General features: G+C 61.5%; 25 protein-coding genes. 1 reads left to right on the forward strand and 24 read right to left on the reverse strand.

The window, feature by feature from the left end; all coding sequences use genetic code 11:
* Nucleotides 1–70 precede the first annotated feature (70 nt).
* From rplR to AC1Q67_RS02270, 23 genes are all read right to left on the reverse strand, one after another.
* Nucleotides 71–433: a 50S ribosomal protein L18 gene (gene rplR / locus AC1Q67_RS02160; RefSeq protein WP_006021055.1), complete on the reverse strand. Its 363-nt coding sequence runs from the start codon at nt 431–433 to the stop codon at nt 71–73.
* Between the two features lie 11 nt (nt 434–444).
* A complete protein-coding gene (gene rplF, locus AC1Q67_RS02165) occupies nt 445–978 on the reverse strand; it encodes a 50S ribosomal protein L6 (RefSeq protein ID WP_024575007.1) in 534 nt (177 codons plus the stop codon).
* Between the two features lie 13 nt (nt 979–991).
* Nucleotides 992–1390: a 30S ribosomal protein S8 gene (gene rpsH, locus AC1Q67_RS02170; RefSeq protein WP_006021057.1), complete on the reverse strand. Its 399-nt coding sequence runs from the start codon at nt 1388–1390 to the stop codon at nt 992–994.
* A 14-nt stretch (nt 1391–1404) separates the two neighbouring features.
* Nucleotides 1405–1710: a 30S ribosomal protein S14 gene (gene rpsN / locus AC1Q67_RS02175; RefSeq protein ID WP_006021058.1), complete on the reverse strand. Its 306-nt coding sequence runs from the start codon at nt 1708–1710 to the stop codon at nt 1405–1407.
* Nucleotides 1711–1762: 52 nt separating this feature from the next.
* On the reverse strand, nt 1763–2320 hold the full coding sequence (gene rplE, locus AC1Q67_RS02180; protein WP_024575006.1) for a 50S ribosomal protein L5: 558 nt from the start codon (nt 2318–2320) through the stop codon (nt 1763–1765).
* Nucleotides 2313–2627, reverse strand: coding sequence for a 50S ribosomal protein L24 (rplX, locus tag AC1Q67_RS02185; protein ID WP_024575005.1), 315 nt, complete (start codon nt 2625–2627; stop codon nt 2313–2315). The genes rplE and rplX overlap by 8 nt, the downstream gene beginning before the upstream one ends.
* Nucleotides 2627–2995, reverse strand: coding sequence for a 50S ribosomal protein L14 (gene rplN, locus AC1Q67_RS02190; RefSeq protein WP_002712291.1), 369 nt, complete (start codon nt 2993–2995; stop codon nt 2627–2629). Before rplN ends, rplX begins: the two co-directional genes overlap by 1 nt.
* A gap of 39 nt (nt 2996–3034) precedes the next feature.
* Nucleotides 3035–3280 carry a 30S ribosomal protein S17 gene (gene rpsQ / locus AC1Q67_RS02195; RefSeq protein WP_006021061.1) on the reverse strand — a complete coding sequence of 82 codons (246 nt, stop codon included), beginning with the start codon at nt 3278–3280 and terminating at the stop codon, nt 3035–3037.
* Nucleotides 3281–3290: 10 nt separating this feature from the next.
* Nucleotides 3291–3497, reverse strand: a complete 207-nt coding sequence (gene rpmC, locus AC1Q67_RS02200) for a 50S ribosomal protein L29 (RefSeq protein ID WP_492235360.1) — start codon at nt 3495–3497, stop codon at nt 3291–3293.
* Nucleotides 3498–3502: 5 nt separating this feature from the next.
* Nucleotides 3503–3916 carry a 50S ribosomal protein L16 gene (gene rplP / locus AC1Q67_RS02205; protein ID WP_024575004.1) on the reverse strand — a complete coding sequence of 138 codons (414 nt, stop codon included), beginning with the start codon at nt 3914–3916 and terminating at the stop codon, nt 3503–3505.
* Between the two features lie 34 nt (nt 3917–3950).
* Nucleotides 3951–4652: a 30S ribosomal protein S3 gene (rpsC, locus tag AC1Q67_RS02210; RefSeq protein ID WP_006021064.1), complete on the reverse strand. Its 702-nt coding sequence runs from the start codon at nt 4650–4652 to the stop codon at nt 3951–3953.
* 15 nt (nt 4653–4667) lie between these two features.
* Nucleotides 4668–5054, reverse strand: a complete 387-nt coding sequence (gene rplV, locus AC1Q67_RS02215; RefSeq protein ID WP_006021065.1) for a 50S ribosomal protein L22 — start codon at nt 5052–5054, stop codon at nt 4668–4670.
* A gap of 18 nt (nt 5055–5072) precedes the next feature.
* A complete protein-coding gene (gene rpsS / locus AC1Q67_RS02220; protein ID WP_002712297.1) occupies nt 5073–5348 on the reverse strand; it encodes a 30S ribosomal protein S19 in 276 nt (91 codons plus the stop codon).
* Nucleotides 5349–5360: 12 nt separating this feature from the next.
* A complete protein-coding gene (gene rplB / locus AC1Q67_RS02225; protein ID WP_024575003.1) occupies nt 5361–6197 on the reverse strand; it encodes a 50S ribosomal protein L2 in 837 nt (278 codons plus the stop codon).
* A gap of 11 nt (nt 6198–6208) precedes the next feature.
* Nucleotides 6209–6508, reverse strand: coding sequence for a 50S ribosomal protein L23 (locus AC1Q67_RS02230; protein ID WP_006021067.1), 300 nt, complete (start codon nt 6506–6508; stop codon nt 6209–6211).
* Nucleotides 6505–7125: a 50S ribosomal protein L4 gene (gene rplD, locus AC1Q67_RS02235; protein ID WP_024575002.1), complete on the reverse strand. Its 621-nt coding sequence runs from the start codon at nt 7123–7125 to the stop codon at nt 6505–6507. The genes AC1Q67_RS02230 and rplD overlap by 4 nt, the downstream gene beginning before the upstream one ends.
* On the reverse strand, nt 7125–7850 hold the full coding sequence (gene rplC / locus AC1Q67_RS02240; RefSeq protein ID WP_024575001.1) for a 50S ribosomal protein L3: 726 nt from the start codon (nt 7848–7850) through the stop codon (nt 7125–7127). Before rplC ends, rplD begins: the two co-directional genes overlap by 1 nt.
* A gap of 51 nt (nt 7851–7901) precedes the next feature.
* On the reverse strand, nt 7902–8210 hold the full coding sequence (rpsJ, locus tag AC1Q67_RS02245) for a 30S ribosomal protein S10 (RefSeq protein WP_002712302.1): 309 nt from the start codon (nt 8208–8210) through the stop codon (nt 7902–7904).
* Nucleotides 8211–8291: 81 nt separating this feature from the next.
* Nucleotides 8292–9482, reverse strand: coding sequence for an elongation factor Tu (tuf, locus tag AC1Q67_RS02250; RefSeq protein ID WP_006021070.1), 1191 nt, complete (start codon nt 9480–9482; stop codon nt 8292–8294).
* 37 nt (nt 9483–9519) lie between these two features.
* On the reverse strand, nt 9520–11592 hold the full coding sequence (fusA, locus tag AC1Q67_RS02255) for an elongation factor G (protein ID WP_492235359.1): 2073 nt from the start codon (nt 11590–11592) through the stop codon (nt 9520–9522).
* A gap of 33 nt (nt 11593–11625) precedes the next feature.
* Entirely contained in the window at nt 11626–12096 is a 471-nt protein-coding gene (gene rpsG / locus AC1Q67_RS02260; protein ID WP_002712305.1) for a 30S ribosomal protein S7, read from the reverse strand.
* Nucleotides 12097–12111: 15 nt separating this feature from the next.
* Nucleotides 12112–12483, reverse strand: coding sequence for a 30S ribosomal protein S12 (rpsL, locus tag AC1Q67_RS02265; protein WP_002712306.1), 372 nt, complete (start codon nt 12481–12483; stop codon nt 12112–12114).
* A gap of 721 nt (nt 12484–13204) precedes the next feature.
* Nucleotides 13205–14335 carry a GNAT family N-acetyltransferase gene (locus AC1Q67_RS02270; protein ID WP_492235358.1) on the reverse strand — a complete coding sequence of 377 codons (1131 nt, stop codon included), beginning with the start codon at nt 14333–14335 and terminating at the stop codon, nt 13205–13207.
* Between the two features lie 263 nt (nt 14336–14598).
* Here AC1Q67_RS02270 and AC1Q67_RS02275 point away from each other — a divergent pair, with 263 nt between their 5' ends.
* Nucleotides 14599–15765, forward strand: a complete 1167-nt coding sequence (locus AC1Q67_RS02275) for an FAD-dependent oxidoreductase (RefSeq protein ID WP_492235357.1) — start codon at nt 14599–14601, stop codon at nt 15763–15765.
* Between the two features lie 122 nt (nt 15766–15887).
* On the opposite strand, the gene AC1Q67_RS02280 is transcribed toward AC1Q67_RS02275, so the two are convergent.
* On the reverse strand, nt 15888–17855 hold the full coding sequence (locus AC1Q67_RS02280; RefSeq protein WP_492235356.1) for an ABC transporter ATP-binding protein: 1968 nt from the start codon (nt 17853–17855) through the stop codon (nt 15888–15890).
* Nucleotides 17856–17914: the final 59 nt, after the last annotated feature.

Below are 17914 nucleotides of genomic sequence, written 5' to 3' on the forward strand. Positions count from 1 at the left end.
TGTTTTCCAATCCTTGTGAGGCTCTCGCCTCTGACCTTGTGTCCGTTCAAACCAATTTCAAAGGCTGAGCTTAGAAGCTCAAACCGCTCTCGCGCGCGGCTTCGCCGAGCGCCTTGACGCGGCCGTGGTAGAGATAGCCACCACGGTCGAAAACCACTTCCTTCACGCCGTTCTTCACGGCGCGCTCGGCAAGCAGCTTGCCGACGGCCTTCGCTGCATCGATGTTCGCGCCGGTCTTGCCGGCATCGCGCATCGTCTTTTCCAGCGACGAGGCCGAAGCCAGCGTCTCGCCCTTCAGGTCGTCGATGACCTGAGCGTAGATGTGCTTCGACGAGCGGAACACCGACAGGCGCGGACGCCCGTTCGCCGTCCGGCGCAGCGCAAGACGTACGCGCTGCTTGCGCCGGGCATTCGTGACCTTGAGTTTCGACATGACCGGCTCCGTTACTTCTTCTTGCCTTCCTTGCGGAAGATAAATTCGTTGGCGTACTTCACGCCCTTGCCCTTGTAGGGCTCCGGCGGACGATAGCTGCGGATCTCGGCGGCGACCTGGCCGACGCGCTGGCTGTCGTTGCCGACGATGGTGATTTCGGTCGGCTTCGGCACGGTGATCGTGATCCCTTCCGGGATCGGATAGATCACGTCGTGGCTGTAGCCGAGCGCGAGCTGCAGGTTCTTGCCCTGCAACGCGGCGCGGTAACCGACGCCGGTGATTTCCAGCTTCTTCTCGAAGCCCTTGGTGACGCCTTCGACCAGATTCGCGATCTGGGCGCGAGCGGTGCCGTACAGCGAACGCGCGCGCTTGGTCTCGAAGCGCGGCGCAACGGTGATCGCACCGTCCTTCATCTCGACCGAAACGTCGTCATGCACGACAAACTGAAGCGCGCCCTTCGGGCCCTTCATCTTGACGGTCTGGCCTTCGATGTTCGCGGTGACGCCGGAGGCGATCGCGACGGGCTTTTTGCCTACGCGTGACATTGATCTTCCTTCCTTAGAACACCGTGAAGAGAACTTCGCCGCCCACGTTCGCGTCACGCGCGTCGTGGTCAGCCATGATTCCCTTCGGCGTCGACAGAACCGAGATGCCAAGGCCGTTGCGAACACGCGGCAGGTTCTTCACCGACGCGTAGACCCGGCGACCCGGCTTCGACACGCGCTCGATCTCCTTGATGACCGGCTCGCCGTCGAAATACTTCAGTTCGATTTCCAGCTCGTTGTGGCCGCCGGCATGCTCGACCGCTGCGTAGCCGCGGATGTAACCCTCGGTCTTCAGCACTTCGAGAACGTTGGCGCGCATCTTCGAGCCCGGGGTCGAAACCTTGGACTTGTTGCGCATCTGCGCGTTGCGGATGCGGGTGATGAGATCGCTGATGGGATCGTGCGTAGACATGTCCGACCCTCCCCTTACCAGCTTGACTTCACGAGGCCCGGGATCAGGCCCTTCGAGCCATAATCACGGATCGCGATGCGGCTCATCTTGGTCTTGCGATAGACCGCGTGAGGCCGGCCGCTGATTTCGCAGCGGTTATGAACGCGGGTCGCCGACGAATTGCGCGGCATCTCGGCAAGCTTGATCGTCGCCGCGAAACGCTCTTCCATCGGCTTGTTCTTGTCGGCGATGATCGCCTTCAAGCGAGCGCGCTTGGCAGCAGCGTTCTTCGTCATCTTCTGACGCCGGTTATTCTTCTCGACTGAACTTTTCTTCGCCATACGAGTAGTCTCCATACCTTTCCGCGTTTGAGACGCTGACTAGTTCAGTGTCTCACTGCCGGAACGGAAAATTGAATGCGATCAGCAACGCGCGCGCCTCGTCATCCGTGGTCGCGGTGGTGCAGATCGTAATGTCCATGCCCCAGGTCTCGCCCGACTTGTCGTAGTCGATTTCCGGGAACACCAGATGCTCCTTGAGGCCGAGCGAGTAATTGCCCATGCCGTCGAAGCTCTTCGGATTGAGGCCGCGGAAGTCGCGGACGCGAGGCAGCGCGATGTTCACAAGACGGTCGACGAAGTCGTACATCTTGGACTTGCGCAGCGTCACCTTGGCGCCGATGGCCTGGCCTTCACGCAGCTTGAAGGTCGCGATCGCCTTGCGCGAATGCGTGACGACCGGCTTCTGGCCGGCGATCAGCGCGAGATCGGCAGCAGCCAGCTCGACCTTCTTGCGGTCGTTGACGGCTTCGCCGATGCCCATGTTGAGCACGACCTTCTCGAGCACCGGCACCTGCAGAGCGTTCGTGTAACCGAACTGCTCAACCAGCTTGCCGCGGATTTCCTTGTCGAATTGCGCGCGCAGGCGCGGAACGTATGCGGTCTCAGCCATTGATCTCTGCTCCCGAGCGCTTCTCGATGCGCACCTTGGTGCCGTCCTTCTGGATCTTGAAGCCGACGCGGGTCGGCTTGCCGTCCTTGCCGACGAGCGCAATGTTCGACAGGTGGATCGGGGCTTCCTTCGAGATGATGCCGCCTTCCTGTGCCTGCGTCTGCTTCTGGTGACGCTTCACCAGGTTCACGCCGCGCACCAGCGCGACGTTGTCCGACGGACGCACCTCGAACACTTCGCCGGTCCGGCCCTTGTCGCGGCCGTTCAGAACGATGACCTTGTCACCCTTGCGGATCTTGGCAGCCATTACAGCACCTCCGGCGCAAGCGAGATGATCTTCATGTGGTTCTTGGCGCGCAGCTCGCGCGGCACCGGCCCGAAGATACGGGTGCCGACCGGCTCGGACTGGTTGTTGATCAACACAGCCGCGTTGCGGTCGAAACGGATGACGGAGCCGTCAGCGCGGCGAATATCCTTCGCAACGCGAACGACGACGGCCTTCATCACGTCGCCCTTCTTCACCTTTCCACGCGGAATGGCTTCCTTGATCGAGACGACAATGATGTCGCCCACCGTTGCATAGCGGCGCTTGGAGCCTCCAAGAACCTTGATGCACATGACACGGCGCGCGCCGGAATTATCGGCCACGTCGAGGTTGGTCTGCATCTGAATCATTGATGCACCTCGTCCTCTTTCTGATGCGCGAAGTTGCGCTTAAGCTGTTTTCTTGTCGCTCTGAACAACCGTCCAGCGCTTCAATTTCGAGAGTGGTTTGCTTTCTTCGATCCAGACCGTGTCGCCTGCCTTGAACTGGTTGTTCTCGTCATGCGCATGGTAGTTCTTGGACCGGCGAATGGTCTTCTTGTAGATCGGGTGGGTGAAGCGGCGGTCGACACGCACGACAATGGTCTTGTCCTGCTTGTCGCTGACGACGACGCCCTGGAGAGTACGCTTCGGCATCTTTCGCCCCTTACTTCTTGCCGTCGCGCTTCTGCGCGGCGATGGTCTTGATGCGTGCGATATCGCGGCGAGCTTCACGCAGGCGCGAGGTGTTCTCGAGCTGCCCGGTGGCGCGCTGGAAGCGCAGGTTGAACCGCTCCTTCTTCAGATTGAGGACGGCTTCGTCCATCTGATCGGGGCTCATCGCGCGGATGTCTTCGATTTTGAGTTGGGCCATGATCGTTACTCCGCAATGCGCGCAACGAAGCGCGTCTTGATCGGCAGTTTGGCGGCGGCGAGCGACAGCGCTTCCTTCGCGGTCTGCTGGGTCACGCCGTCGATCTCGAAAATGAGACGGCCGGGCTTGACACGGGCAACCCACAACTCAGGCGTACCCTTGCCCGAGCCCATTCGCACTTCGGCGGGCTTCTTCGACACCGGCAGATCCGGGAACACGCGGATCCAGACGCGGCCGGCACGCTTCATGTGACGGGTCAGCGCGCGGCGCGCGGCTTCGATCTGACGCGCCGTGATGCGCTCTGGCGCCATCGCCTTCAGGCCGAACTGGCCAAAGGCCAACGTCGCGCCCGACGAGGCGACGCCGTGGATACGGCCCTTATGCGCCTTCCGGAACTTCGTCTTCTTTGGTTGCATCATGGCTTTACGCCCTCAAACCTTCTTCGAATTTCAATCAGGCTGCATCGCGACGTGACGGACGTCCGCTGTCGCCTTCGGCCATCTTCTTGTCCTGGGCCATCGGATCGTGCTCAAGGATTTCGCCCTTGAAGATCCAGACCTTCACGCCGCAGGTGCCGAACGTCGTGAACGCGGTGGCAACACCGTAGTCCACATCGGCGCGCAGCGTGTGCAGCGGCACGCGGCCTTCACGATACCATTCCATGCGCGCGATTTCGGCGCCGCCGAGACGGCCCGAGCAGTTGATGCGGATGCCTTCGGCGCCCAGACGCATTGCCGACTGAACGGCGCGCTTCATGGCGCGGCGGAACGCAACACGGCGCTCGAGCTGCTGAGCGATCGATTCGGCGACCAGGGTCGCATCGAGTTCCGGCTTGCGGATTTCGATGATGTTGATCACGACGTCGGAGTCGGTGATCTCGGCGACCTTCTTCTTCAGCTTGTCGATGTCGGCGCCCTTCTTGCCGATCACGACGCCCGGACGCGCCGAGTGGATCGACACGCGGCACTTCTTGTGCGGACGCTCGATCACGATGCGCGCGACGGCAGCCTGCTTCAGTTCCTTCATCAGCATTTCACGGATGCGGATATCCTCGTGGAGGAGCTTCGCATACTCGTTCTTGCCGGCGAACCAACGGGAATCCCAGGTCCGGTTGATGCCCAGACGCAGCCCGATTGGATTAATCTTCTGACCCATCGTTCTCTCCCGCCCTTAGGCGCTCGCCTCGGCCTCGACCTGACGAACGACGATCGTCAGCTGCGAGAACGGCTTAAAAACACGACCCGAACGGCCACGGCCGCGCGGTGCGAAACGCTTCATCACGATGCCGTTGCCAACATGCGCCTCTGCGACGACCAGAGCGTCGACATCGAGGTCATGGTTGTTCTCGGCGTTCGCAATCGCGGACTCCAGGCACTTCTTGACGTCGCCGGCGATCCGCTTGCGCGAGAACTGCAGGTCGGCGAGCGCAGAGGATGCCTTCTTGCCGCGGATCAGCTGCGCAACAAGGTTCAGCTTCTGCGGGCTGACGCGAAGCATGCGGGCTACCGCCTTTGCCTCGTTGTCCGGGAGAACCCGTTCGCGCTTTGGTTTGCTCATGACTAAGTCCTCAAGCCCTTACTTCTTGGCTTTCTTGTCGCCCGAATGGCCGTGGAAGGTCCGCGTCGGCGAGAACTCGCCGAACTTGTGACCGACCATTTCCTCGTTCACTGCGACCGGAACATGCTTCTGACCGTTGTAGACGCCGAAGGTGAGTCCCACGAACTGCGGGAGGATCGTCGAGCGGCGGCTCCAGATCTTGATAACGTCGTGACGGCCGGACGAACGCGCGGCATCTGCCTTCTTGAGCAGAGAGCCTTCAACGAACGGGCCTTTCCAGACTGAACGAACCATGTCCGGCGATCCTTACTTCTTCTTCCGCTTGTGGCGGCTGATGAGAATGAACTTGTTGGTCGACTTGTTTGAACGCGTCTTCTTACCCTTGGTCGGCTTGCCCCACGGAGTAACCGGGTGACGGCCGCCCGAGGTGCGGCCTTCACCGCCGCCGTGCGGATGGTCGACGGGGTTCATCACGACGCCGCGGTTATGCGGACGACGGCCCATCCAGCGGGTACGACCGGCCTTGCCGATCGAGATGTTCATGTGATCCGGGTTCGACACGGCACCGATGGTGGCGATGCAGCGGCCATGAACCAGGCGCTGTTCGCCCGAGTTCAGACGCAGGATCACGAAGTCATGGTCGCGGCCGACGATCTGGGCGTAGGTGCCCGCGGAACGGGCGATCTGGCCGCCCTTCCCGATCTTCAGCTCGACGTTGTGCACGATGGTGCCGACCGGCATGTTGCCGAGCGGCATGACGTTGCCCGGCTTCACGTCGACATAGCTGCCGGCGATGACGGTGTCGCCAACGGCCAGACGCTGCGGCGCCAGGATATAGGCCTGCTCGCCATCGGCGTACTTGATCAGCGCGATGAACGCGGTGCGGTTCGGATCGTACTCGAGGCGCTCGACCTTGGCCGGCACGTCGACCTTCTTACGCTTGAAGTCGACGATGCGATAAGCCTGCTTGTGGCCGCCGCCGCGGAAACGCACGGTGATACGGCCGGTATTGCCGCGTCCGCCGGACGAGTGCTTGCCTTCGGTCAAAGCCTTGACGGGCTTGCCCTTGTAGAGCGCCGAACGATCGACCATCACCAGCTGGCGCTGGCCTGGCGTCGTGGGGTTGAATGTTTTCAATGCCATCGTCGTTCGCCTTACAGCCCGGTGGTCACGTCGATGCGGTGACCTTCTTCGAGGGTCACAACAGCGCGCTTGGTATCCGACTGAGAACCGAACTGGCCGCGGAAGACCTTCGTCTTGCCCTTGCGAACCAGCGTGTTGACGCTCTTCACCTTGACGTCGAACAGCTTCTCAATCGCGTCCTTGATCTGCGGCTTGGTCGCCTTCGACGCGACCTTGAACACAACCTTGTTGTGCTCGGAGGCCACGGTCGCCTTTTCGGTCACGACCGGCGCAACGATGATGTCGTAATGACGCGCATCCTGAGTCTTCATTTGAAGCGCGCCTCCAACGCATCGAGAGCGGCCTTGGTCAGAACGAGCTTCTGACGGCGCAGAATGTCATAGACGTTGATGCCCTGGATCGGCAGCACGTCGATGTGCGGAATGTTGCGCGCAGCCTGCGCGAAACCGGTGTTCACTTCGGCGCCGTCGATGATCAGCGCGTTGGTGATCTCCAGACCCGAGAAATGTCCGAGCAGCGCCTTGGTCTTGGCGTCCTTCAGATCGGCATTCTCGATCACGATCAGACCGCCGTCCTGAGCCTTCGCCGACAGGGCATGCTTCAGGCCGAGCGCGCGAACCTTCTTCGGCAGATCGTGCGCATGGGAGCGAACGACCGGACCGAATGCACGTCCACCGCCGCGGAACTGCGGAACGCGAGCCGAACCGTGACGAGCACCGCCGGTGCCCTTCTGCTTGTACATCTTCTTGCCGGTGCGCCAGACTTCCGCACGGCCCTTGGCCTTGTGCGTGCCGGCCTGACGCTTGGCGAGCTGCCAGTTGACGACGCGCTGGATCAGATCCTTGCGCGGCTCGAGGCCGAAGATCGCGTCCGACAGCTGCACCGAACCAGCGGCTTTGCCTTCAAGGGTTGTGACCTTCAATTCCATCACGCGCCCTCCTCAGCCGGAGCCGCTTCGGGAGCAGCATCGGTTCCGCCAGCCAGCTTGAACTTGCCGGGCTTCGCAGCTTCCTTCGGAAGCGGCTTCTTCACCGCATCGCGCATCGTGATCCATCCGCCCTTGGAGCCGGGAACGGCGCCTTCGACGAGGATCAGACCGCGCGCAACGTCCGTCTGGACAACGCGCAGGTTCAGCGTGGTGATGCGATCGACGCCCATGTGGCCGGGCATCTTCTTGTTCTTGAATGTCTTGCCGGGGTCCTGACGGCCGCCGGTCGAACCGATCGAACGGTGCGAGACCGAGACGCCGTGGGTTGCACGCAAGCCGCCGAAATTCCAGCGCTTCATGCCGCCCGCGAAGCCCTTACCGACCGAGGTGCCCGTCACGTCGACGAACTGGCCGACAACGAAATGGTCCGCCTGGATTTCAGCGCCGACCGGGATCAGCGAATCTTCCGAGACGCGGAATTCCGCGACCTTGCGCTTCGGCTCGACCTTGGCGACGGCGAACTGGCCGCGCTCAGCCTTCGGCAGATAGACGCTTTTGCGCGAGCCCGAACCGAGCTGCAAAGCGACATAACCGTTCTTGTCAGTGGTGCGATGGCCAACAACCTGGCAATTGCCCAACTTCAGCACGGTCACAGGGATATGTTCACCGGTCTCCGTAAAGACCCGCGTCATCCCGACCTTTTGTGCGATCACTCCGGAGCGCATCGGCGTGCTTCCTGTTCTTTCTGTCCGCGACCTGCGGACTTAACAAAAATCTTACAGCTTGATCTCGACGTCGACACCGGCGGCCAAGTCGAGCTTCATCAGCGCGTCCACGGTCTGCGGGGTCGGATCGACGATATCGAGAAGACGCTTGTGAGTGCGCATCTCGAACTGCTCGCGGCTCTTCTTGTCGACGTGCGGCGAACGGTTGACGGTGAACTTCTCGATGCGCGTCGGCAGCGGAATGGGTCCGCGAACCTGAGCACCGGTACGTTTTGCCGTGTTCACGATCTCGCGGGTCGACGTATCGAGAATCCGATGGTCGAACGCCTTGAGACGAATGCGAATATTCTGGCCGTTCATTGCCGTTTGTCTTTCTCTAAGAGCGAGTAGTGAGTGGTGAGTAGCGAGCGGTTTCCCACTCGCTACCCTCTATTCGCGTCTTTACTCGATGATGCTTGCGACGACGCCTGCACCGACGGTGCGGCCGCCTTCGCGGATAGCGAAGCGAAGCTTCTCTTCCATCGCGATCGGCACGATCAGGTGCACTTCCATCGCAATGTTGTCGCCCGGCATCACCATTTCGGTACCTTCCGGCAGGTGAACCACGCCCGTCACGTCGGTCGTGCGGAAGTAGAACTGCGGACGGTAGTTGGTGAAGAACGGGGTGTGACGTCCGCCCTCTTCCTTGGTGAGGATGTAAGCCTCAGCCTTGAACTTGGTGTGCGGCTTGACCGAACCCGGCTTGCAGAGAACCTGACCGCGCTCGACTTCTTCACGCTTGGTGCCGCGGAGCAGCGCACCGATGTTGTCGCCAGCCTGGCCCTGATCGAGCAGCTTGCGGAACATTTCGACGCCGGTGACGGTGGTCTTCTGGGTGGCCTTCAGACCGACGATTTCGATTTCCTCGCCGACCTTGACGATGCCGCGCTCGACACGGCCGGTGACGACGGTGCCGCGGCCAGAGATCGAGAACACGTCTTCGACCGGCATCAGGAACGGCTGGTCGATCGGACGCTCCGGCTGCGGGATGTAGGCGTCAACAGCCTTCATCAGCTCGAGAACGGCGTCGTGGCCGAGCTTCGGATCCTTGTTCTCGAGAGCGGCGAGCGCCGAACCGCGAACGATCGGAATGTCGTCGCCCGGGAAGTTGTACTTCGAGAGCAGTTCACGGACTTCCATTTCCACGAGCTCGAGGAGCTCCGGATCGTCGACCATGTCGCACTTGTTGAGGAACACGACGAGCGCAGGAACGCCGACCTGGCGGGCGAGCAGGATGTGCTCGCGGGTCTGCGGCATCGGGCCGTCGGCAGCGGACACGACCAGGATCGCGCCGTCCATCTGGGCAGCGCCGGTGATCATGTTCTTCACGTAGTCGGCGTGGCCGGGGCAGTCGACGTGCGCGTAGTGGCGGTTCGGGGTCTCATACTCGACGTGAGCGGTCGAGATGGTGATGCCGCGAGCCTTTTCTTCAGGCGCCTTGTCGATCTGGTCGTAAGCGGTGAACGTCGCGCCGCCTGCTTCGGCCAAAACCTTCGTAATCGCCGCGGTCAGCGACGTCTTGCCATGGTCGACGTGACCGATGGTGCCGATGTTGCAGTGGGGTTTCTTACGTTCGAATTTCTCTTTAGCCATGACGTTCTCCGTTCAACTTTGACTCGCGTCAAAGAAATCAAGCAAACTTTTTCTGGACTTCTGCCGACACGTTCGCCGGCGCTTCAGCGTAGTGATCGAATTGCATCGTGAAGGTGGCGCGGCCCTGGCTCATCGAGCGCAGGTTGTTCACGTAACCGAACATGTTCATGAGCGGCACCATCGCGTTGATGACGTTGGCGTTGCCGCGCATGTCCTGACCCTGGATCTGGCCACGGCGAGAGTTGAGATCGCCGATCACCGAACCCGTGTAATCCTCAGGGGTCACAACCTCGACCTTCATGATTGGCTCGAGGAGGACCGACTTGCCCTTCTGCAGCGCTTCGCGGAATGCAGCACGCGACGCGATTTCGAAGGCGAGAGCCGACGAGTCGACATCGTGGTACTTGCCGTCCACGAGCTGGACCTTGACGTCAACCACCGGGAAGCCGGCGACAACGCCCGACCCCATCACGCTGTTGAGGCCCTTTTCGACGCCGGGGATGTATTCCTTCGGCACCGCGCCGCCGACGATCTTCGATTCGAACACGAAACCGGCACCCGGCTCGTTCGGCTCGACCACAAGCGACACTTCGGCGAACTGACCCGTACCGCCGGTCTGCTTCTTGTGGGTGTACTTGACCTCGGCCGGCTTGGTGATCTTCTCGCGGAACGCAACCTGCGGCGCGCCGATGTTGGCGTCGACCTTGTAGGTGCGGCGGAGAATGTCGACCTTGATGTCGAGATGGAGTTCGCCCATGCCCTTCAGAATGGTCTGGCCGGACTCGTGATCGGTCGACACGCGGAAAGACGGATCTTCCGCAGCGAGCTTCGCCAGCGCAACGCCCAGCTTTTCCTGGTCGGCCTTCGACTTCGGCTCGATCGCGATTTCGATGACCGGCTCCGGGAATTCCATCTTTTCAAGGATGACCGGATGATCCGGGTCGCACAGCGTGTCGCCGGTGCGAGCTTCCTTGAGGCCAGCCAGGGCGACGATGTCGCCGGCATAGGCTTCCTTGATGTCTTCGCGGTTGTTCGCATGCATCAGCAGCATGCGGCCGATACGCTCTTTCTTCTCGCGGGTCGAGTTCACGACGCCGGTGCCGCTCATCAGGATGCCCGAGTAGATGCGGCAGAAGGTGATCGTGCCGACGAACGGGTCGTCCATGATCTTGAACGCGAGCAGAGCCAGCGGCTCCTTGTCGTCGGCCTTGCGGAGAACCTCATTGCCGTCCTCGTCGGTGCCCTTGATCGCAGGCACGTCGACCGGCGACGGGAGGTACTCAACGACGGCGTCGAGCAGCGGCTGAACGCCCTTGTTCTTGAAGGCCGAACCGCACAGCACCGGATAGAACGCGCCGGTCAGCACCGCCTTGCGGATGAGCTTCTTCAGCGTCGCCTCGTCCGGCTCGTTGCCGTCGAGGTAGGCAGCCATGGCGTCGTCATCGAGCTCAACAGCGGCTTCGACGAGCTTCTCGCGGTATTCCTTCGCCTTGTCGACGAGATCGACCGGAACGTCGACAACGTCGAACTTCGCGCCGAGCGCTTCGTTGTTCCAGACGTAGGCCTTCATGATCACGAGATCGACCATGCCCACGAAATTGTTTTCGGAGCCGATCGGAAGCTGGATCGCAACCGGCTTCGCGCCGAGACGATCGATGATGTCCTGCAGGCACTTGTAGAAGTCAGCGCCGGTCTTATCCATCTTGTTGGCGAAGACGATGCGCGGAACCTTGTACTTGTCGCCCTGGCGCCAGACGGTTTCGGTCTGCGGCTCGACGCCCTGGTTGGAGTCGAGAACGCAAACGGCGCCGTCGAGCACGCGCAGAGAACGCTCGACTTCAATGGTGAAGTCGACGTGGCCGGGGGTGTCGATGATGTTCAGGCGCTTGCCGTTCCAGAACGCGGTGGTCGCAGCCGAGGTGATCGTGATGCCACGCTCCTGCTCCTGCTCCATCCAGTCCATCGTCGCGGCACCTTCGTGCACTTCGCCGATCTTGTGGCTCTTGCCGGTATAATAGAGGATGCGCTCGGTCGTCGTCGTTTTACCGGCGTCGATGTGCGCCATGATACCGAAATTACGGTAGTCCTCGATGGCATGTTGGCGGGGCATAGCGGCTGTCCTTAATTTCCGTTCGTTTCGCCGTTACCAGCGATAGTGCGAGAAGGCACGGTTGGCTTCCGCCATCTTGTGCACGTCTTCACGCTTCTTGACTGCGTTGCCACGATTGTTCGACGCATCGAGCAGCTCAGCGGAGAGCCGCTCAGTCATCGTCTTTTCGTTGCGGCCACGGGCAGCCGTGATGAGCCAGCGGATGCCGAGCGCCTGACGGCGGGTCGAACGCACTTCGACCGGCACCTGGTAGGTCGCACCACCGACGCGGCGCGAACGCACTTCGATGGTCGGCATGACGTTTTCCAGCGCCTGCTCGAACACGGTGAGCGGGCCCTGCTTGGTCTTCTGCTCGATCAGGTCGAAAGCACCGTAAACGATGTTTTCGGCGGCAGACTTCTTGCCGTCGTACATGATCGAATTCATGAACTTGGTGACAATGATGTTCCCGAACTTCGGATCCGGGTTCACTTCACGCTTTTCAGCCGAATGGCGACGCGACATCGAAAATGCTCCCGCTTACTTCGGACGCTTCGCGCCGTACTTCGAACGGCGCTGCTTGCGGTTCTTGACGCCCTGCGTATCGAGGACGCCGCGGAGGATGTGGTAGCGCACGCCGGGAAGGTCCTTCACGCGGCCGCCGCGGATCATGACCACCGAGTGCTCCTGAAGGTTGTGGCCTTCACCCGGAATGTAGCCGATGACCTCGAAGCCGTTAGTCAGGCGCACCTTTGCGACCTTACGAAGCGCGGAGTTCGGCTTCTTCGGAGTCGTCGTATAGACGCGCGTGCAAACGCCACGCTTCTGCGGCGACTGCTGCAGCGCTGGCACCTTCTTGCGCGACTTCTGCGCTTCGCGTGGATTCGCGATCAGCTGGTTGATCGTCGGCATCGTTCGCCTTCACCCTTGTTCGCGCGAAGCCTTATCGGCCTCGCAAATTCATTCGGAGCAACTGCCCCACCCGCTTCACGCCGGCACCACACCGGGGTTCATCGATCCGCACCGCGCACTCAGCATGCGCAAAACGAAACGGCGCCATCCATTCGGGTCCGAATGGAAAGCGCTTGAACGCCACAGAGGACCACAATCGAAACTGTGGTCATGCATCCGAGACTGATCTTTTAAGGCGTGCGCGAAAGCGCGGTGGCCCGAGAGATCAAGTATGTCCTGGCATTGCCTGGCTAGTGCCGACAGCGTTTGAGCGACATTCGTCGAGGTTGGTGCCGTTTCATCCCGGATAAAGCGCGGGGCTGAAAAGGTGATCCGTTCCGACGCAGGGAAGCTCACCGCCTGTCGTGAAGTGGGCGGGTTTTATAAGCCATGCACACTCAAGTCAAGACCAAACGACATGCGAAAAGAGCAAGCGCCAGAGCCACTTCTTGCGCACCGTGCGACGCCCCGAGGCTGCCGACTGTGACGCTTTGCGCGAATCCCCGCCGCATGAAATCCGGCCGATTCTGCGCCGTGGGACCCTGCCTCCGCGGCTGCAGCAGAGATCTGCGCAGACCGCAAACACCCGGCGCGGCCCGGCAGAACGGGCAGCATCCCACCCTTGCCGATGTCTAATATAGTTTTATTTCAATAACTTACAAGGAGTTACGGACATCGCGGTTCATGGAGTCGGAGCCAGCCGCCGCTTCGCCGGGATCAGGGACGTTGCCCGCAACCAGTCCCGCAGATCCCGCAGGCGCTCATAGCCGTACTGCCGGGCGGCCTCGAGGGCGAACACCAGCGAGCGAGTCGAGCCGACATCGATCACCATATCGACCATGGTTTTTCGGCCGGTCCAGAGCTGGGCCATAAAGCTGCCCTCCGCCGAGCACGAATCGATGGCCTGCACGTCCGTCGTGGCAAAGAGCTGCTCGGTCAGCTTGTCGATCAGCACCGCGCCCGGCGAATACTTCGCAAACTCCGCGTCGAACGCGATTTTCCAGGTGTAGGCCGTTGGCCCGCAATACATGACCACTTGGGCGGCAATGACCCGGCCGTCGAGCCGCAGCAGCGCCACCGAAGCATTTCCCTCCGCCGCGAGGTCCCCGATCAGCCGCCGGGTAAACGCCGTGTCCCGCTCGCTGCAAAGAATCGCGGTGCCCTCGGCGCCCTTCCAGCTTCGCTTTTCGAGGCCGAGGAACTGCTCGTAGGCCGCTTTCGCCGCGTCCACGTTGCGCTCATTGACCACTTCAAGCGTGCCGAGAGCCGAGAGCCTGTTCCAGTCCTGCCGCAGCTTCTTGCGGGTCGAGCCCGAATTCTTCACGCCCTTCTCGCGCGTCACCGACGGCCGCAAGGTGCGGGTCAAGGTCAGATGCGCGTGATGTTCCTCCGCTATCGTTTTCTGGATCGCCGCATAGGCCTGCGAGTCGGCATCCATCTCCTTCAGGCTGACCACATTGGGCAGCGCGGGATGGTTGCGGATTGCGGCAAAGAACGCCGGGATCACCTCCCCCGCAAAGGCAGGATCGACCACCGGCGTCGACAGGAATGCATAGTTGTAAGGCCGGGCCTCGAGCATCGCCGGCCAGAACATCATGACGCTACGCTGCTGCAGGGCCCACAGACCCACGAGCCGCGCGGACTCGACGCCCTCCTCCCAGGCCAGCAGCACATAGACGGCAGCGAACACGGTGTCGAAGGCCGCCTTCAACGCGACGGGATTCATGAATGCGTTGCCGGGCGCACGCCGGATAAGATCATCCCACTGCGCGCTGATATTCTGGCCCGGCTTTGCGACGGTAACTGAAATCATGAAGGCCAAACCTGCGTCGAAGCGCGTCCAGGCCGCATTCTCGCGGTGCCAAATTGCGGGTGCACGACTGCAATCCAAGAACTAAAGCCACCCCCCGGTTCCATTAATGCTGCGGCGGCCAGTCGCAGGCAAGCCGCAACCATTTTAATCGTTAATACTCGCGTTTTCGCAGCATTAACCTCACCGGATGTTCACCACGTTTCGTTCAAGCTTTAGTCGAGTTTGCAGCCGTAGTGCTAAGTAGCTCGAACAAGAGGCGAAACATGCGGCACACGGACATCGCCATCGTTGGCGGCGGACTCGCGGGATCGACCGCAGCCGCGATGCTCGGCCGCGCCAGGATCTCCACGATCCTGATCGATCCTCACAAGATTTATCCACCCGACTTCCGCTGCGAAAAGCTCGGCGGCTATCAGCTCGACCTGCTGCGCAAGACTGGCATCGCGGATGCAGTGCTTGCCGCTACAACGCTCGATCATAGCGCATGGACCGCCCGGCTGGGACGCCTGCTCGACAAGAAGCCGAGCGATCAGCACGGCATCATCTACGACGACCTGGTGAACACCGTCCGCCGCCAGATTCCCGGCAGCGTGGATTTCATCGAGGCCAAGGTCACCGCCCTTGCAACCAGCGCCGATCGGCAGACGCTGACGCTGTCGAACGGCGAAGAAATTTCCGCGCGGCTGATCGTGCTGGCAAACGGCCTGAACATCGGCCTGCGCCATACGCTCGGCATCGAGCGCGAGGTCATCAGCCCGTGCCACTCCATCACTGTAGGCTTCAACGTCGTCCCCGTCGGCCGCGATGCGTTTGAATTTCCCGCACTGACCTATTTCACGGAGAGTTCGGCGGCGCAGATGTCCTATCTGACGCTGTTCCCGATCGGCTCCGCGATGCGGGCCAATCTCATGGTCTATCGCGGCATGGACGATCCCTGGCTGCGGCGCATGCGCCAGACACCGGAACAGGCCATCCACGAACTGATGCCGAACCTTCGCGCCCTCTCCGGCGAGTTCAAGGTCGACGGCATCATCAAGATTCGTCCGGCCGATCTTTACGTCACCAAGGGGCACCGGCAGGCCGGCATCGTCCTGGTCGGCGACGCTTTCTGTACGTCCTGCCCTGCCGCCGGCACCGGCACCGGAAAAGTATTCATGGACGTGCAGCGGCTGTGCAACGCCTACATTCCGGCGTGGCTTGCCAGCGAGGGCATGGGCGCGGCGAAGATTTCGCAATTCTACAACGATCCGGAAAAGTGCGCGAACGACGCCTCGTCACAGCGCCAGGCGTACGACCTGCGTTCGATTTCCATCGATACCGGCTTGCCGTGGCATGTCCGCCGCTGGGTCCGCTTCCTGCATCGCGCAGGGCTTGGCGCAACGCGCCACCTGCGCGAAACGCTGTCGGTCCGGCGGACGGCGCAGCCGTAACACTTATCTCACATTTCAATTGAGATTGAATGAGCCTGCCTATCGTTCAACCCACCTCTCCCGTGGGGAGAGGGAGCAGATCGCGGGCGCCGCGATGTTTCAATCAGCCGCAAAACGCGCGATCACTCGTCGTCATCATCATCATCATCGTCGTCCTCGGCCGGATGATGCGACTGGTGAAGCTGGTCGTCCCAGAGCTTCCGGTACATGCCGTCAGCCTTGAGCAGCTCGGCGTGCGGGCCGCGTTCGATGGCCTTGCCGTTGCTGATGACGATGATTTCGTCCATGTCGACCACCGACGTCAGCCGGTGGGTCGAGAAGATCATGGTGCGGCCCTTGGCGACCTTGAGCAACGTGCGATTGATCGCTGCCTCGGTGGTCTGGTCCAGCGCCGACGTGGCTTCGTCCAGCAGCAGCACCGACGGATTGCGCACAATGGCACGCGCGATGGCGATGCGCTGGCGCTGGCCGCCGGACAGCGTATCGCCACGCTCGCCGACCACCGTGTCGTACTTCTGCGGCAGCGTCATGATGTATTGGTGAATCTCGGCCTTCTTCGCCGCGTCCACGACCTCGGCATCCGTCGCGCCGTCCTTGCCGAGACGGATGTTCTCGCGGAGCGACATGTTAAACAGCATGTTCTCCTGGAACACCACCGCCATGCTCCTCCGCAGCGAGTCGCGCGTCACCCTGCGGACATCGACGCCATCGATGGTGACCTTGCCCTCGTTCGGCTCGTAAAGGCGCAGGATCAAATTCAGCAGCGTGCTCTTGCCCGAGCCGCTCGGTCCGACGATGGCGATGTTCTTTCCTGCCCCGAGCTTTAGCGAGAGACCGTCCAGAACCGCGTTGTCGCTGCCTTCGTATTTGAAGACCACCCGATCGAAGGCGATGTTGTCGGTAATGCGCGGCAGATCCGGCGCGCCGGGCCGGTCGGCGCCGCGCGTCGGCTCGTCAAGCAATTCTTCCATGTGGCGCACAGCAGCGGCGGCCTGAATCGCGACAGGAATGAAGTGCATCAGATGCGCGATGTTGTAGGAAATTTCCCAGAACGCGCTTTCGAAGGTGACGAATGTGCCGATGGAAATCTTGCCGATGGTGGCGAGATAGGCGCCGATCGCCAGCACGATCAGATGCAGCAGCAGCACCGAGACGGTGACGGTGCGTTCCACCATGGTCGAAAGAAAGGTCGCATCCGCCATCGAGCGGCGCGCGGCATTGTTGCGGAAGGTGAACCAGCCGAACGCCTTGCGCTGCAGGCCGAACGCCTTCACCACCATCTGCGCGGCGACATTCTCCTGCACCACGCCGAGGATCGCCGACTCGTTGACCTTCTGCTCGTAGTTTGCCTGAACGGCCTTGGGCGTCAGGATGCGCGGGCCGATCAGCGTGATCGGAAAGATCAGTAGCGCGACGGCAGCGAGCTGCCAGTTCAGCCAGATCATCAGGCCGATGCCAGCGATCAGTTCGAGGAACGGCAGCATCGCGCTGTTGGCGAAATGCTTGACCGATGATTCATAGCCCGCCATGTCGACGGAAAAACGCGACAGGATCTCGCCGCGCTTGGTGCGCCCGAAGAATGCCGCTGGCAGGTTCTGGACGTGCTCGAACAGCCGGGAGCGGACGTCGGAGATAACCGCCGCCGCCAGCCGCGCATCCCAGCGCTCATACCAGACCGCGACAATGGATGTAATGATGCCCGCGGCAGCCAGCACACCCAGAATGGTGTAGAGTGCCTGGAAATCCTCCTCGCCGAGCGCGTCGTCGATCAGGAATTTCAGGCTGAGCGGCATGATGACGTTGAACAACGTCTCGATAAACAGGCCGATCGCGACGAAGCTGAGCCAGGTCTTGTAATTGCGAAGGTGCGGCCAGGTGAATCGCCACAGGGTCGCGAACGCGCCCGCGGCCTCGCTCGCGGTATAGGCGACGAGATCCTCATCGTCGTCGTCATCATCGTCGTCGATATCGTCCGGCTCGGGAGGCGCAGGAATATCGGCTTGTGCCGCAGCAAGGCGCGCAGCTTCATCGTCGAGCGGCTTGCCCGACGCTGGCTCCTCGGTATCCGGGGTGGGCGGCTTCGTTGCCATCTAAAACCGTCGCTGCGCGGCCAAACGGCCGCAATCACTCGCCGCAACGGCCGGACGGC

The sequence above is a fragment of the Afipia sp. GW823-FHT06G09 genome, assembly GCF_058794875.1.

Excerpts from the sequence above, each read along its gene's own strand:
- fusA (WP_492235359.1), bottom strand. The coding sequence starts at position 11,592 with ATGCCCCGCCAACATGCCATCGAGGACTACCGTAATTTCGGTATCATG.
- rplV (WP_006021065.1), bottom strand. The coding sequence starts at position 5,054 with ATGAGCAAACCAAAGCGCGAACGGGTTCTCCCGGACAACGAGGCAAAG.
- rplF (WP_024575007.1), bottom strand. The coding sequence starts at position 978 with ATGTCACGCGTAGGCAAAAAGCCCGTCGCGATCGCCTCCGGCGTCACC.
- rpsC (WP_006021064.1), bottom strand. The coding sequence starts at position 4,652 with ATGGGTCAGAAGATTAATCCAATCGGGCTGCGTCTGGGCATCAACCGG.
- rpsH (WP_006021057.1), bottom strand. The coding sequence starts at position 1,390 with ATGTCTACGCACGATCCCATCAGCGATCTCATCACCCGCATCCGCAAC.
- rplD (WP_024575002.1), bottom strand. The coding sequence starts at position 7,125 with ATGGAATTGAAGGTCACAACCCTTGAAGGCAAAGCCGCTGGTTCGGTG.
- AC1Q67_RS02275 (WP_492235357.1), top strand. The coding sequence starts at position 14,599 with ATGCGGCACACGGACATCGCCATCGTTGGCGGCGGACTCGCGGGATCG.
- rpsS (WP_002712297.1), bottom strand. The coding sequence starts at position 5,348 with ATGGTTCGTTCAGTCTGGAAAGGCCCGTTCGTTGAAGGCTCTCTGCTC.
- rplP (WP_024575004.1), bottom strand. The coding sequence starts at position 3,916 with ATGATGCAACCAAAGAAGACGAAGTTCCGGAAGGCGCATAAGGGCCGT.
- rpmC (WP_492235360.1), bottom strand. The coding sequence starts at position 3,497 with ATGGCCCAACTCAAAATCGAAGACATCCGCGCGATGAGCCCCGATCAG.
- rpsQ (WP_006021061.1), bottom strand. The coding sequence starts at position 3,280 with ATGCCGAAGCGTACTCTCCAGGGCGTCGTCGTCAGCGACAAGCAGGAC.
- AC1Q67_RS02230 (WP_006021067.1), bottom strand. The coding sequence starts at position 6,508 with ATGAAGACTCAGGATGCGCGTCATTACGACATCATCGTTGCGCCGGTC.
- rplX (WP_024575005.1), bottom strand. The coding sequence starts at position 2,627 with ATGGCTGCCAAGATCCGCAAGGGTGACAAGGTCATCGTTCTGAACGGC.
- rpsG (WP_002712305.1), bottom strand. The coding sequence starts at position 12,096 with ATGTCGCGTCGCCATTCGGCTGAAAAGCGTGAAGTGAACCCGGATCCG.
- rplR (WP_006021055.1), bottom strand. The coding sequence starts at position 433 with ATGTCGAAACTCAAGGTCACGAATGCCCGGCGCAAGCAGCGCGTACGT.
- rpsJ (WP_002712302.1), bottom strand. The coding sequence starts at position 8,210 with ATGAACGGCCAGAATATTCGCATTCGTCTCAAGGCGTTCGACCATCGG.
- rpsL (WP_002712306.1), bottom strand. The coding sequence starts at position 12,483 with ATGCCGACGATCAACCAGCTGATCGCGAATCCACGCGAAGCGCAGAAG.
- tuf (WP_006021070.1), bottom strand. The coding sequence starts at position 9,482 with ATGGCTAAAGAGAAATTCGAACGTAAGAAACCCCACTGCAACATCGGC.
- rplB (WP_024575003.1), bottom strand. The coding sequence starts at position 6,197 with ATGGCATTGAAAACATTCAACCCCACGACGCCAGGCCAGCGCCAGCTG.
- rplC (WP_024575001.1), bottom strand. The coding sequence starts at position 7,850 with ATGCGCTCCGGAGTGATCGCACAAAAGGTCGGGATGACGCGGGTCTTT.
- rpsN (WP_006021058.1), bottom strand. The coding sequence starts at position 1,710 with ATGGCGAAGAAAAGTTCAGTCGAGAAGAATAACCGGCGTCAGAAGATG.
- AC1Q67_RS02280 (WP_492235356.1), bottom strand. The coding sequence starts at position 17,855 with ATGGCAACGAAGCCGCCCACCCCGGATACCGAGGAGCCAGCGTCGGGC.
- rplE (WP_024575006.1), bottom strand. The coding sequence starts at position 2,320 with ATGGCTGAGACCGCATACGTTCCGCGCCTGCGCGCGCAATTCGACAAG.
- rplN (WP_002712291.1), bottom strand. The coding sequence starts at position 2,995 with ATGATTCAGATGCAGACCAACCTCGACGTGGCCGATAATTCCGGCGCG.
- AC1Q67_RS02270 (WP_492235358.1), bottom strand. The coding sequence starts at position 14,335 with ATGATTTCAGTTACCGTCGCAAAGCCGGGCCAGAATATCAGCGCGCAG.